Origin of the sequence: Paenibacillus sp. Marseille-Q4541 (assembly GCF_018310695.1) — a bacterium.
Lineage (GTDB): Bacteria > Bacillota > Bacilli > Paenibacillales > Paenibacillaceae > Paenibacillus.
Genome location: NZ_JAGXCY010000001.1, coordinates 417,104 through 430,583, shown reverse-complemented (window position 1 = coordinate 430,583; position 13,480 = coordinate 417,104). Strand labels below are relative to the sequence as shown.

12 protein-coding genes are annotated in these 13,480 nt (G+C 44.1%); all 12 read left to right on the top strand.

Annotated features, from left to right (window positions below):
- Nucleotides 1–16: 16 nt before the first annotated feature.
- A complete protein-coding gene (gene mraY, locus KFT32_RS02135; RefSeq protein WP_211745440.1) occupies nucleotides 17–985 on the top strand; it encodes a phospho-N-acetylmuramoyl-pentapeptide-transferase in 969 nt (322 codons plus the stop codon).
- A gap of 2 nt (nucleotides 986–987) precedes the next feature.
- Nucleotides 988–2,409 carry a UDP-N-acetylmuramoyl-L-alanine--D-glutamate ligase gene (gene murD, locus KFT32_RS02130; protein ID WP_211745439.1) on the top strand — a complete coding sequence of 474 codons (1,422 nt, stop codon included), beginning with the start codon at nucleotides 988–990 and terminating at the stop codon, nucleotides 2,407–2,409.
- A gap of 49 nt (nucleotides 2,410–2,458) precedes the next feature.
- The gene (gene spoVE, locus KFT32_RS02125; RefSeq protein ID WP_211745438.1) at nucleotides 2,459–3,556 is read left to right on the top strand and encodes a stage V sporulation protein E; all 1,098 of its coding nucleotides are present in this window, start codon (nucleotides 2,459–2,461) and stop codon (nucleotides 3,554–3,556) included.
- A gap of 8 nt (nucleotides 3,557–3,564) precedes the next feature.
- Entirely contained in the window at nucleotides 3,565–4,674 is a 1,110-nt protein-coding gene (murG, locus tag KFT32_RS02120) for an undecaprenyldiphospho-muramoylpentapeptide beta-N-acetylglucosaminyltransferase (RefSeq protein ID WP_211745437.1), read from the top strand.
- Between the two features lie 337 nt (nucleotides 4,675–5,011).
- Nucleotides 5,012–6,283: a UDP-N-acetylglucosamine 1-carboxyvinyltransferase gene (murA, locus tag KFT32_RS02115; RefSeq protein WP_211745436.1), complete on the top strand. Its 1,272-nt coding sequence runs from the start codon at nucleotides 5,012–5,014 to the stop codon at nucleotides 6,281–6,283.
- 129 nt (nucleotides 6,284–6,412) lie between these two features.
- A complete protein-coding gene (locus KFT32_RS02110) occupies nucleotides 6,413–7,177 on the top strand; it encodes a cell division protein FtsQ/DivIB (protein WP_211745435.1) in 765 nt (254 codons plus the stop codon).
- A 358-nt stretch (nucleotides 7,178–7,535) separates the two neighbouring features.
- The gene (ftsA, locus tag KFT32_RS02105; RefSeq protein WP_211745434.1) at nucleotides 7,536–8,810 is read left to right on the top strand and encodes a cell division protein FtsA; all 1,275 of its coding nucleotides are present in this window, start codon (nucleotides 7,536–7,538) and stop codon (nucleotides 8,808–8,810) included.
- Nucleotides 8,811–8,962: 152 nt separating this feature from the next.
- Nucleotides 8,963–10,087: a cell division protein FtsZ gene (gene ftsZ / locus KFT32_RS02100; RefSeq protein ID WP_211745433.1), complete on the top strand. Its 1,125-nt coding sequence runs from the start codon at nucleotides 8,963–8,965 to the stop codon at nucleotides 10,085–10,087.
- 171 nt (nucleotides 10,088–10,258) lie between these two features.
- Entirely contained in the window at nucleotides 10,259–11,227 is a 969-nt protein-coding gene (gene spoIIGA, locus KFT32_RS02095; protein WP_211745589.1) for a sigma-E processing peptidase SpoIIGA, read from the top strand.
- A gap of 12 nt (nucleotides 11,228–11,239) precedes the next feature.
- Nucleotides 11,240–11,962, top strand: coding sequence for an RNA polymerase sporulation sigma factor SigE (gene sigE, locus KFT32_RS02090; protein WP_211745432.1), 723 nt, complete (start codon nucleotides 11,240–11,242; stop codon nucleotides 11,960–11,962).
- 102 nt (nucleotides 11,963–12,064) lie between these two features.
- The gene (sigG, locus tag KFT32_RS02085; protein ID WP_211745431.1) at nucleotides 12,065–12,847 is read left to right on the top strand and encodes an RNA polymerase sporulation sigma factor SigG; all 783 of its coding nucleotides are present in this window, start codon (nucleotides 12,065–12,067) and stop codon (nucleotides 12,845–12,847) included.
- A 216-nt stretch (nucleotides 12,848–13,063) separates the two neighbouring features.
- A complete protein-coding gene (locus KFT32_RS02080; protein ID WP_211745430.1) occupies nucleotides 13,064–13,408 on the top strand; it encodes a YlmC/YmxH family sporulation protein in 345 nt (114 codons plus the stop codon).
- The last annotated feature ends 72 nt before the right edge of the window (nucleotides 13,409–13,480 follow it).

The following is a 13,480-nucleotide window of genomic DNA, read 5'->3' as shown; positions in this document are numbered from 1 at the left end:
CTAGAGAGGTGTTTTCATGGATTTTCAATTAATGCTCCTAACAATCGGGGTATCTTTTATTCTTGCAGTCATCGCTGCCCCATTGCTTATCCCGCTTTTAAGAAGAATGAAGTTTGGACAGCAGGTTAGAGAGGATGGCCCGAAGAGTCATCTTAAAAAATCAGGAACCCCTACGATGGGTGGAGTTGTCATTGTTTTGGCATTTACACTTGCGTTTCTGAAATTCTCGCCTGTTAAAAATACTGATTTTTACGTGCTTCTCGTGGCCACATTAGGCTTCGGACTGATTGGATTTCTCGACGATTATATCAAAATCGTTGCGAAACGATCCCTTGGTCTAACGGCGAGGCAAAAACTGTTTGGACAGTTGATGTTTTCTGGAATTATGTCTTTTTTGCTCATTCAGAACGGTCATAGTACGGAGATCGCCGTACCTGGGACGGATTGGGCCTTTGATTTTGGTGGATGGTTTTACTATCCTTTTATTGTTATCATGATGCTTGCCATTAGTAATGCAGTTAATTTTACAGATGGACTTGATGGTCTTCTGTCTGGCGTAAGTGCGATTGCATTTGGTGCATTTGCGATTGTAGCTATGCAGGCAACTTCGCTTCCTGCTGCTGTATGTGCAGCTGCTATGATTGGGGCAGTGCTTGGTTTCCTTGTGTACAACGCACATCCAGCGAAAGTATTTATGGGGGATACGGGTTCACTCGCGATTGGTGGTGCGATTGGAGCAATTGCGATTGTTACCAAGACCGAGCTGTTGTTCCTTGTCATTGGTGGAGTATTCGTTATTGAAATGTTATCTGTTGTGATCCAGGTCATCTCTTTCAAAACAAGAGGCAAACGGGTGTTTAAAATGAGCCCTATTCATCACCATTTCGAATTGTCTGGGTGGTCTGAATGGCGTGTCGTCATTACGTTTTGGGCCGTGGGACTGCTGCTTGCAGGTCTCGGACTTTACATCTACAAGGGGTTGTAATCATGAATCATCCGGAGAATTACAAAGGAAAGAACGTCGTTGTACTTGGCCTTGCCAAGAGCGGCGTTCAAGTAGCAAAAGTGCTCCATCAGGCTGGAGCTCTGGTTACCGTCAATGATCAAAAAGAGAGAGAACAGTGTCCCGAAGCATCCGAATTGGAGGCTTTGGGAATTTCTGTTCTATGCGGAGGTCATCCAGATGACCTCATCCATGAAGGAGTTGCTCTGTTAGTCAAGAATCCGGGCATACCTTACAAAGTAGCGCCTATTCAGAAAGCACTTGAACTTGGCATTGAAGTGGTAACAGAGGTAGAGGTGGCATACCATCTATGTAAGGCACCGATTATCGGAATTACTGGATCCAACGGAAAAACAACAACAACAACGTGGGTCGGCATGATGCTGGAAGCTGCTGGTTTATCACCGATTGTCGCCGGCAACATTGGAACTCCTCTCTCCGAGGCTGCATCGGAAGCCTCAGAGAATGATATTATGGTCGTTGAACTTAGCAGTTTTCAGCTAAAGGGAACCACAGATTTCAAACCTGCTGTCAGCTGTCTACTTAATGTGTCCGAGACTCACCTTGATTACCACGGGGGTATAGAGGATTACGTTGCGTCGAAAGCAAAGCTTTTCCGAAATCAGACGAAGGATGACAAGGCAGTACTGAACTGGGATGACCCTGTATGTAGACAGCTTGTACCGTACATTAAGGCAGAGCTGATTCCGTTTTCTATGACAGAGTCACTGCAAACAGGTGTATATGCTGATCCTCCTTATGTAGCTGGTGAAGAGGATGATGTGAAGAGATCGGTCGTTTATCGCGATGCTGAAGGTAAGGTCCATCCCATCATTTCTGTAGATCAGATTGGAATTCCAGGGCGTTTTAACGTGGATAATGCTCTTGCTTCCTGTGCCATAGCCATTGCTGCGGGAGCAGCGCCGAAGTCGCTTGAAGTTGCGCTCTCTTCTTTTAGAGGGGTAGAACATCGGTTGGAATACGTCCTTACTCGGGAGGAAACGGCTTACTATAACAATTCCAAAGCAACCAATGCAAAAGCAACCTTGATGGCACTCACTTCATTCAAGGAGCCGATCGTTCTTATCGCTGGTGGACTTGACCGCGGATCAGATTATATGGATTTGCTGCCGGTTTTCAGTGAAAGAGTAAAAGCTGTCGTCTTGTTAGGGCAAACAAAAGATAAATTAGCTGAAGTTGCGAAACTTGCCGGATTAAAGGAAATTCAGGTTGTCGATAATGAGGAGAATGCCGCTGAAACGTTAAGAAAGGCTGTTTCCCAAGCAGCTTCCTTAGCAGTACCTGGAGATGTCGTCTTGTTATCCCCTGCTTGTGCAAGTTGGGATATGTATTCTTCCTATGAAGAGCGTGGACGCATTTTTAAAGAGGCGGTGCATAACCTGTAAGTAGGGGGGTTGGATAAGCCCCTACTACATGTGTAAGAGGTGGCCTCCAATGAAACAGACCCGTCCGGCGCCCGATTTGTGGCTTATCATCTGCATTGTGTCGTTACTCACCATCGGACTTGTGATGGTATACAGTGCGGGTGCCGTCCTGGCTTTCCGTCAATACGGCGACTCCTTCTATTTTGTGAAGAGGCAGCTGTTATTTGCGGGGCTGGGGCTTGCCGCCATGTTTTTTACTGCAAATGTGGATTACCGAATTTGGCGCAATTATGCAAAGTTTATTCTGATCTTTTGTTTTATTTTGCTTATTATCGTATTGATTCCCGGAGTTGGTGTCGTTCGCGGCGGAGCAAGAAGTTGGCTCGGAATCAGTTCGTTCGGAATTCAGCCCTCTGAGTTTATGAAACTCGGGATGATCTTGTTTCTGGCTAAATGGCTTAGTAAGGACCCGGCAGCAATTAAAAATTTTACTACGGGTTTATTACCGCCGCTTGCCTTAATCGGAACTGCTTTTGGCCTGATCATGCTACAGCCGGATCTTGGAACCGGAACGGTTATGATGGGGGCTTCCATGCTGATTATTTTTACGGCAGGAGCAAGAATGAAACATTTGCTGTATCTCGGTCTTGGTGGATTACTTGGGTTTGCAGGCCTTATTGCTGCAGCACCGTATCGACTGCAACGAATTACGGCTTTTCTTGATCCTTGGTCCGATCCGCTTGGCTCCGGTTATCAGATTCTCCAATCCCTTTACGCTATTGGTCCGGGGGGACTGGGAGGGCTGGGTCTTGGAATGAGCAGACAGAAATATAGTTACGTTCCGGAACCGCAAACTGACTTTATTTTTTCAATCCTTGCCGAAGAACTTGGCTTTATAGGCGGCCTTATCGTACTTTTGCTCTTTTTGATGCTGGTATGGAGAGGGATGCGTGTTGCCATGACGGTACCGGATGCTTTTGGAAGCTTGCTTGGAGTAGGAATTGTGGGAATGGTTGCCGTACAGGTTGTCATTAATATTGGCGTTGTTATCGGGCTAATGCCCGTTACTGGAATAACGCTGCCCTTGATCAGTTATGGAGGTTCATCCCTGACGCTGATGCTTACAGCACTTGGAATTTTACTTAATTTATCACGTTATGCGAGGTGACGGTATTCATGCGCGTTGTACTTACGGGCGGCGGAACAGGCGGACATATTTATCCGGCTGTTGCTGTCGCAAGGCAATTGGAATCAGAGGATAAAACCGCTGAGTTTTTATATATCGGAGGAAAAAAGGGGCTGGAGAGCAAACTAGTACCTCAGGAGAACATCCCTTTTGAATCTATCGAAATATCTGGTTTCCGAAGAAAACTATCATTTGATAATGTAAAAACCATTCTTCGTTTTCTGGAAGGTGTCAAAACATCTAAAAAACTACTTCGAGAATTTAAACCCGATGTGGTTGTAGGAACGGGTGGCTATGTGTGCGGTCCGGTTGTGTATGCAGCAGCCAAACTCGGTATTCCGTGCATCATCCATGAGCAGAATGCAATCCCTGGACTGACCAACAAGTTTTTAAGCCGTTATGTGGATACGGTAGCTGTCAGTTTTGAAGGGTCTGAAGAAGCTTTTTCTTCAGCTAAGCATACAATCTATACAGGAAATCCGCGTGCGACTACAGTGCAGCATGCAAGCCGTGAGCGAGGATTCGCTTCGCTTGGGGTACCGATGGGAAGTAAAGTTGTGCTCGTTGTCGGTGGCAGCAGAGGTGCTAAAGCAATTAACGATGCGATGGTCCAGATGGCCGATCAGCTAAAAAACTTGAATCAAGTTCATGTGGTTTATGTAACAGGTGACGGTTATTATGATTCAACCCATGCGGCAATTAAAGAGCGGCTTGGACACATTCCAAGTCATTTGCACATTCTTCCTTACGTGCATAACATGCCTGAGGTGCTTGCTGCAACTTCTTTGATCATAAATCGGGCGGGGGCTTCATTTCTTGCGGAGATCACTTCACTTGGTATTCCGGCGATTCTCATTCCTTCTCCGAATGTAACCAATAACCATCAGGAAGCGAATGCAAGGACGCTTGAAAAGGCAGGAGCAGCGCGTATGTTGCTTGAGAAAGACTTGAATGGAAAAACGTTGTTCCAGGAAATCGAAGCAGTAATGAAAGATGAAAACCTTCAACGTTCAATGATGGATGCTTCCAAACGTCTTGGAAAACCGGAAGCTGCTGCTGTACTTGTAGCTGAAATGAGACGGGTTTCAACAAAAAAATAAACGGGTTTAAATCTCCAAGTTATGTAAAAAAACCGTCCCGTGGGCGATTGTCACACACAAGGTGCTCTTTACATAAGATACCTTATCAAATGTGGCAATCACCTTTTGGACGAAGTAAAAGTCCGGGTGTGTCACAAACAATAATATATCCACTGAACTGACTTGAAGGGAAGAAGTAAACAGCGTCCCAAACCGCTACATTGCTATTCCTCGAAAGAGACAGCAGAGGACGTTCTTGCCCTGAGGACGGTACTATCATGGTAATGAAATGGACGGTATAAGCCAGATGGTAGCGATCAAGGACTAGGGTGAACGGGTAAACTCGGAGGTGATACACTTGGACAAATTGGTGATTGAAGGCGGGAAACCCCTATCAGGATCCATACGTATCCATGGAGCCAAAAATGCTGCTTTACCTATCATGGCAGCAAGTTTGCTTGCAGAAGGAAACACACAGCTCCATAATGTACCTCATTTGCTCGACATTGAGGTGATGCTGCATATTTTGGAACGGCTCGGATGTGGTACGAAGCACGAACTAGGAAAAGTAACCATCGATACATCTTTAGTCAGTTCGGCGAGAGTGCCTGAAGATTTAATGAACAAGATGCGTTCATCTATCTTTTTAATGGGGCCACTGCTTGCGAGATTTGGAGAAGTATCCATTTATCAACCTGGAGGATGTGCGATCGGAGAAAGAAAGATAGATCTGCATTTGAGGGGTCTCGAGGCACTTGGTGCTGTTGTTGAGGAAAAAGATTCACAGATTACCTGTCGGGCCAAAAAGCTTATCGGTGCTGATGTACAACTTGATTTTCCAAGTGTGGGTGCTACGGAAAATATTATGATGGCAGCTGCAACAGCTAAAGGAACGACAACAATTACGAATGCAGCGAGAGAACCCGAAATCCAGGATCTTCAGAATTTTCTGAATGCAATGGGTGCTAATATTATGGGGGCAGGTACAAGTACAATTACCATTCATGGGGTAGATCATTTAACATCCTGTACCTATGAAATTATACCTGACCGGATCGTTGCCGGAACGGTCTTGATTGCAGCTGCTGCAACTAGAGGTAATGTAACGCTTACTCACTGTAATCCTGCCCATCTAACTTCTCTTATCCACGTGCTGAAGCGCGCTGGTGTTCAAACAAGTGTATGCAATGATATAATAACCGTAAGCTGTTTGGGACGGCCCAAGGCAGTTGATCGTATCGTTACTTCACCATACCCTTCATTCCCTACAGATCTCCAGTCACAGGTAATGGTGTTACTGAGTTTGGCTGATGGCTTCAGTATTATGAAAGAGACTGTTTTTGAAGCAAGATTCAAACATGTCGATGAACTGAATGTAATGGGTGCCGATATTTCTGTTGATATGAATGCAGCATTTATACGTGGTGTTCCTCGGTTATACGGGGCCACTGTAGAAGCAACCGATCTTAGAGCAGGCGCTGCACTAGTTATTGCAGGACTTGCCGCACAAGGAAAAACAGTCGTTGAGCAAGTGCATCATATTGATCGGGGTTATGACCGGATTGAGCAGTTGTTTCAGTCACTGGGGGCTTCTGTTGAGCGTCAGCCGGTTAGCTTTGTTGCACCTTAACTGCCCTAAATGTGTTAGTGACAATAGCTATGATTATATATATTCCAATGAGATTCATTTTAAGCACAAACTTGCCTTGAAAGTCCCCTCTTTTTTGAGGGGACATAGGCTTTTATGGAGCGGAGATTCATGCCAAATAATCAAATGCCCGCTCTCAAAAAAGAGAGCATGCCAAAACGTAAAACAAACCGTAAATTGATTACCGTCCTGATCCTGTTATTTATTGCAATATTGGCTGCTGTATTTTTCCGATCACCAGTTAGCAAAATTTCTCAGATTCAGATTGATGGAAATGTGTTTACTACTAAAGAAGAAATTTTAGCAAAGAGCGGCCTTGCGGTAGGTAATCCGTTTTTTGGTGACAATGGCACTGAAGTGGAAAAGAAGCTGAAAGAAAATCCCGCTGTTTCTGCGGCAACAGTGGACAAGCAGTTTCCTGGTACGATCGTCATTCATATTAAAGAATATGATGCTGTGGCTTACGAATTGGCTTCGGATGGACAGCTTCATGCTATTTTATCTAGTGGAGTGAGTGTTACCCTTCCTGAGAGCGGGATGGCAGTTGAAAAGCCGATTTTGACTCATTGGAAGGACGACGATCCGGTAAAAGTGGAATTGTCTAAGGTACTCAAAGAGATACCGAATGAACTGACGACGGATATTTCTGAAATCATTCCATCACCTACACCGTCCTTCCCTGATCGAATTAAACTGTATACCAAATCTCAGTTTGAAGTGATTACTTCCGTTTCCTTGTTGAAAGATAAAGTAAGCTATCTAAATCAGGTTATCGAAACAGAAGAACCCGGAATCATTACGATGCTAGAGGCAGATTCCTATGAACCTTTTAATCCGGCTCCGCCGGAAGAAGAAAGTGCAGAAACAGGGGAATGACCCTAAAAGCTTGTGATTCAACCGGAAAACACTGGCCTTGTGAAGATAGCACTTTCTGATCGCAAAAAAAAATGTTACACTTTAACCTATGTGCATCTTGCTATCATTTCCTTCTTTTTTCTTTGAAATTTGACTAGAATCGTTTGTGGTGGTTTATTCCACCAACAAACATAGAGACAAATAGGAGACAGCTTCATTTATATTTGCAAATGGCAGATGGAATGAGCTTTATATCTCCAGATGATGGCACCCAAAAAATTTGTTGAAAAAAGAGGGAAAGCCTTAAACGTGTTGAATATGTAGAGAGTGTTATTTGAGAGAACGTATATTACAATCGGAGTCAGGAGGTGCCACAGACTTGAGCAACAATGACATCATTGTTAGTTTGGACATCGGTACATCCAAAGTTCGGGCTATTATTGGTGAAATTAATAATGGAACCTTTAATATTATTGGAGTTGGATCTGCCGACTCAGAAGGAATTCGTAAAGGTGCAATTGTAGACATTGACCAGACTGTACAGTCTATCCGTAATGCGATTGATCATGCGGAACGTATGGTTGGTATTCAAATATCCGAAGTTTATGTCGGGATCTCTGGGAATCATATCGGACTTATGACAAGTCACGGTGTTGTGGCAGTATCAAATGAGGACCGCGAGATCGGTGAAGAAGACATGGAACGGGTGTTGAAAGCGGCTGAAGTCATCGCGATCCCGCCGGAACGTGAGATCATAGATGTTGTGGCAAGGCAGTATGTAGTTGACGGTCTTGAAGGGATTCAGGATCCTCGAGGTATGATCGGCGTTCGTCTTGAAGTTGAAGCGACGATCATTACAGGTGCGAAGACCGCCATACATAACTTGTTACGCTGCGTTGAGAAATCAGGACTGAAAGTAAAAGATCTGGTGCTCATGTCTCTTGGAGCAGGGCTACTGTCTTTATCCAAGGATGAGAAAGGTATGGGTTCTGTACTCGTAGATATCGGTGCAGGAATGACCACGATAGCAGTGTTTGAGGAAGGCTCGATGGTTGCCACTTCTACGCTTCCTATCGGTGGTGAGTTTGTTACAAACGATATTGCCTACGGACTGCGAACCTTGACAGAACAAGCAGAAAAAGTCAAGCTTAAGTATGGTTGTGCATGGCTTGATGATGCAGCTAGTGATGTTGTATTCAAAGTAACCCGTATCGGTAGTAACGTGGATAAAGAATTCACCCAGGAAGATTTGGCAGCGATTATTGAACCTCGCGTGCAGGAAATCTTCCAGATGATTCATCAGGAAGTGAAGCGACTCGGTTACACAGAACTACCTGGAGGTTATATATTAACAGGCGGGGCTGTTGCTATGCCGGGCGTGTTACAAGTTGCAAGACATGAGCTTGCCGCTTCGGTGAGAATAGCAGTGCCGGATTATATCGGTGTCCGAGATCCAGGCTATACTAGCGGTGTAGGGATTTTGCATAACGTCATTCGCAGCATTAGAGTAAGACCTGCGAATAATAATACTACCGGTGGCGGAGGCAATAACAAGAAACCGACTAATCGAGTTAAGCCGAATCCGGCTCCGGAAGATGAACAAAAACCGGGGTTTTTCGAACGCTTAAAAAATATGTTCAGTGAATTGATATAGCATGTCTGAATCCATTTCATAGATCCTTGAACGAGTCGTTTCGAGTGATCTTTAACGAAATGGTATTGTTCGTCGATATATGAAATGGACTGGATTCATTTTCGGAACGTGGACGAGCCATCCATGCACACATGAGGGGGAGATGGAAAAGTATGTTGGAATTTGATTTCGATATGGAGAGCTTGGCTCAGATAAAAGTAATAGGTGTCGGTGGCGGCGGAAGCAATGCTGTTAATCGAATGATTGAAAACGGTGTGCAAGGAGTCGAATTCATTACGGTGAATACGGATGCTCAAGCACTTCATTTAGCCCACTCAGAACACAAACTTCAAATCGGTGATAAACTTACAAGAGGACTTGGCGCTGGTGCCAATCCAGAAGTAGGTAAAAAAGCTGCAGAAGAGTCTCGTGATCTGATTGCGAATACCTTAAAAGGTGCGGACATGGTGTTCGTTACTGCTGGTATGGGCGGAGGTACAGGAACAGGTGCTGCTCCTGTTATCGCTGAAATCGCTAAAGAGTGCGGAGCACTGACTGTTGGTGTGGTTACACGTCCATTCACTTTTGAAGGACGTAAACGTTCCAATCAGGCTGAGCATGGTATTGAAGCGCTCAAAGAAAAAGTAGATACACTCATTGTAATTCCAAATGATCGTTTGCTTGAAATCGTAGACAAGAAGACTCCAATGCTTGAAGCTTTCCGCGAAGCAGATAATGTTCTTCGCCAAGCAGTACAAGGTATCTCTGACTTGATCAAAGTTCCGGGTCTAATCAACCTTGACTTTGCCGATGTTAAAACAATTATGACAGAACGCGGTTCTGCACTCATGGGTATCGGTATGGCCACTGGAGAGAATCGTGCTGCGGAAGCTGCACGCAAAGCAATTATGAGTCCGCTTCTGGAGACTTCGATTGAAGGAGCACGTGGCGTTATCATGAACATTACAGGCGGTTCTAACCTGTCCTTGTATGAAGTGAATGAAGCAGCCGAGATTGTGACTTCAGCTTCCGATCCGGAAGTAAATATGATCTTTGGTGCGATCATCGACGAGAACTTGAAAGAGGATATCAAAGTTACGGTTATCGCGACAGGATTCGAGAATAAGCCGGCCCCTAGTCCGCAGCATACTCGCAAGCCAGTTCAATCTAATGAACCGCAAGAGAGTCGTCCTTCGAACCTTAAACCGTTCAGTAATGGAGCGAGTTCGGATCAACTTGATATTCCGACTTTCTTACGTAATCGTTCTAGAAATAATGGCGGCAATCATAACGAATAATTTGTACTGTATGAATATTGAAGAGCAGCAGTCCCTTGGGGCTGCTGTTTTTTTTGTTTTCTTTTTTACGACAAAAATAGTCCCGATTTCTTCCCACGTTTAGACAGACTTTGAGATTTCTTCTCCTTATACTGAATGTATTCATGATTTACGTAAGGCAGGTGAGAAGGCCTGGTTGTATATATCGACTTGATTTTTCTAACGAACCTGCTAATAGACTGGGTGCTGTTGTTCCTTACAGCCTGGATGCAAAGGCAAAGGCCAAAATGGTGGCGGATTGTATGTTCTGCGGTCATCGGTGCCTTATATGTAGTGATGATGTTTGTTCCGGAACTCACATTTTTGTACACTTTTTTGATCAAATTTGCTTTATCCCTTCTCATGATCTGGACCGCTTTTGGATTTCATAGTTTACAGTCCTTTGCGCGAACGATAGGGACATTCTATGTTATTAATTTTGTTGCTGCTGGGGGCATATTGGGTGTCCATTACTTGTTACAGAGCTCAGGAGACTTATTTAACGGCATTTTATTTACAACAACAGGTGGTGTGTCCTTCGAACTGCAGGTAGGTTTTTGGTTTATGTTTATTACCTTTTTTATTGTGCTATTTATTTTTAAGGTAGTTCAGTCAAACAAAAGGAAAACAGAACAAATGTCTGTTTACTTTGGTGAAATTGTCGTTGGGATTGGAGGCGTCGAAGTCTGCTGTACCGGGCTTGTTGACACAGGCAATCAGCTGACCGATCCACTGACGCGCACCCCAGTCACCGTGATGGAAGCATCGCTATGGGAATCGTATCTCCCACCTTCCTGGAAAGGGAGAATTTCTGAAGTATCAGCGGATACGTTAATTATGGAGCTTGATGAAGAGTATGTCTGGCAGGATAGACTTAGACTCATTCCTTATCGAGGAATTAACAAGGGAACGTCGTTTATGCTTGCACTTAAGCCGGATTCGGTGAAAGTGATAATGAATGGGACTTGCTATACACCGGGCCGTACCCTTATAGGTCTAGACGGAGGAAAGCTATCTTCTGAAGGGAAGTACAAGGCTATTATTCACCCGGAATATGTTCAAGAACCTGCTGTAGTTAATACAGCTGCCGGTCAATCAGAACAGCCGCTGAACGTGGTATAGGAGGAAGCGTACATGCTTGTAAAATGGAAACTAGCCGTACAGCTGCAATATTACAGGTTCCTATTTTTATTTGGATTGAAAAGTGAAGAGATTTATTATATCGGTGGAAGTGAAGCACTCCCCCCACCGCTTACACGGGAAGAGGAAGAATTTTTACTTCAAAAACTACAGACCGGTGACCCTGCGATCCGAGCTATGCTAATTGAACGGAACATCCGTCTTGTTGTTTACATCGCACGTAAATTTGAGAACACAGGCATTAACATTGAAGATTTAATTTCAATTGGAGCGATCGGGCTAATTAAGGCAGTTAATACGTTTGATCCAGAGAAAAAAATTAAGCTGGCAACGTATGCCTCTCGCTGTATAGAGAATGAAATTTTGATGTATTTGAGACGGAATAGCAAGATACGGACTGAAGTTTCTTTTGATGAACCGTTGAATATTGATTGGGATGGAAACGAGCTGCTGCTGTCCGATGTACTTGGTACCGAAAATGATACGATTTATCGCAACATTGAAGAACAAGTGGATCGTAAGCTTCTGCATAAAGCATTAGACAAGCTGACGGATCGGGAACGTATGATCATGGAGCTGAGATTTGGACTTCAGGACGGGGAAGAAAAAACACAAAAGGATGTTGCCGACATGCTGGGCATCTCCCAATCTTATATTTCCCGGCTTGAGAAAAGGATCATCAAGCGGCTGCGTAAGGAGTTCAATAAAATGGTGTAAAATCAAGTCTTGGGTATAACTGGTAAGGTTATATTTTTGGAATAAAAATACCTGCCAGGGAGATAATGTACATTAATGTTTCTCCTTGGGAGGTAAATCACGATGACTCGTAATAAAGTCGAGATTTGTGGCGTGGATACCGCGAAACTGCCGGTCCTGACCAACGTAGAAATGCGTGAATTATTTACAAATCTACAGCAAAATAATGAGCGCTCAGCAAGAGAGAAATTGGTGAATGGCAATCTGCGGCTTGTACTCAGTGTCATTCAACGTTTCAATAACCGGGGAGAATTCGTTGACGATTTGTTTCAAGTCGGTTGTATTGGTTTGATGAAAGCCATCGATAACTTTGATTTGTCTCAAAATGTAAAATTCTCCACGTATGCGGTACCGATGATTATTGGTGAGATCCGCAGATACCTTCGTGATAACAATCCAATTAGAGTATCTAGATCTCTCCGGGATATCGCATACAAAGCGTTGCAAGTAAGGGATGCACTGACCAACCTCAATTCGAGAGAACCTACGGTTTTTGAGATATCGGAGGTGCTCGGTGTTCCAAAAGAAGATGTCGTGTTTGCACTCGACGCCATTCAAGATCCGGTTTCGTTATTTGAACCGATCTATCATGATGGCGGTGATCCTATCTATGTGATGGACCAAATCAGTGACGACAAAAATAAGGACGTATCCTGGATAGAAGAAATAGCGCTCCGGGAAGCGATGCACAGACTGGGTCAGCGGGAAAAAATGATTTTATCGATGCGTTTCTTTGAAGGAAAGACGCAAATGGAAGTCGCAGATGAAATCGGGATATCCCAGGCACAGGTTTCACGCCTTGAGAAATCAGCAATCCAGCAAATGCAAAAACATGTCAAGACGTAAAAGCGTTCTTGGAATGAAGCTACACAAGGGAATTGGAACCGTAACTGCAAACTGAACTAAATTCCTAAACCTTTATTTCTGCCTTGGCAGAAATAAAGGTTTTATCTTTTTTAAGAGGTCTTAGGCGCACATCCAAACAAGTTTAAAAAAAAGGACATTTTGGGCGAATGAATCATATAGTAAATTATAAGCACAAAAAGCGGGATGTGATATGAGATGAGTACAGGAGATCTTACGGTAAGAGCGATGAAGATATCTGATTTTCAAACCAAAGACGTTATCAATATTATCGACGGAAAAAGACTAGGTCAGATTAGTGATCTAGAACTTGATCTGAGACACGGACGAATTGAAGCGATTGTCGTTCCGAGTTACAGCCGGTTTATGGGGTTGTTTGGGGGCGGGTCTGATCTGATTATTCCGTGGCGAAACATTGTGAAAATCGGCTCCGATGTTGTTCTTGTTAAGATGGATGAGATAAAGGAAAGACCGGAAGACGGGGAACAATCGCATGCGGAACGCCTGGAAAGAATCAGGGAGGACCAAAGACGAGGGTTCTGAAAGGGACGGAGATGGCATAGATTATTCTCTTCAAGTCGACAGTGGAAGAGCAATTTTTCTGTATTTTTGTTA

Coding starts and splice junctions, on each gene's coding strand:
- mraY (WP_211745440.1), top strand. CDS start 17: ATGGATTTTCAATTAATGCTCCTAACAATCGGGGTATCTTTTATTCTT.
- murD (WP_211745439.1), top strand. CDS start 988: ATGAATCATCCGGAGAATTACAAAGGAAAGAACGTCGTTGTACTTGGC.
- spoVE (WP_211745438.1), top strand. CDS start 2,459: ATGAAACAGACCCGTCCGGCGCCCGATTTGTGGCTTATCATCTGCATT.
- murG (WP_211745437.1), top strand. CDS start 3,565: ATGCGCGTTGTACTTACGGGCGGCGGAACAGGCGGACATATTTATCCG.
- KFT32_RS02110 (WP_211745435.1), top strand. CDS start 6,413: ATGCCAAATAATCAAATGCCCGCTCTCAAAAAAGAGAGCATGCCAAAA.
- ftsZ (WP_211745433.1), top strand. CDS start 8,963: ATGTTGGAATTTGATTTCGATATGGAGAGCTTGGCTCAGATAAAAGTA.
- sigE (WP_211745432.1), top strand. CDS start 11,240: ATGCTTGTAAAATGGAAACTAGCCGTACAGCTGCAATATTACAGGTTC.
- sigG (WP_211745431.1), top strand. CDS start 12,065: ATGACTCGTAATAAAGTCGAGATTTGTGGCGTGGATACCGCGAAACTG.
- KFT32_RS02080 (WP_211745430.1), top strand. CDS start 13,064: ATGAGTACAGGAGATCTTACGGTAAGAGCGATGAAGATATCTGATTTT.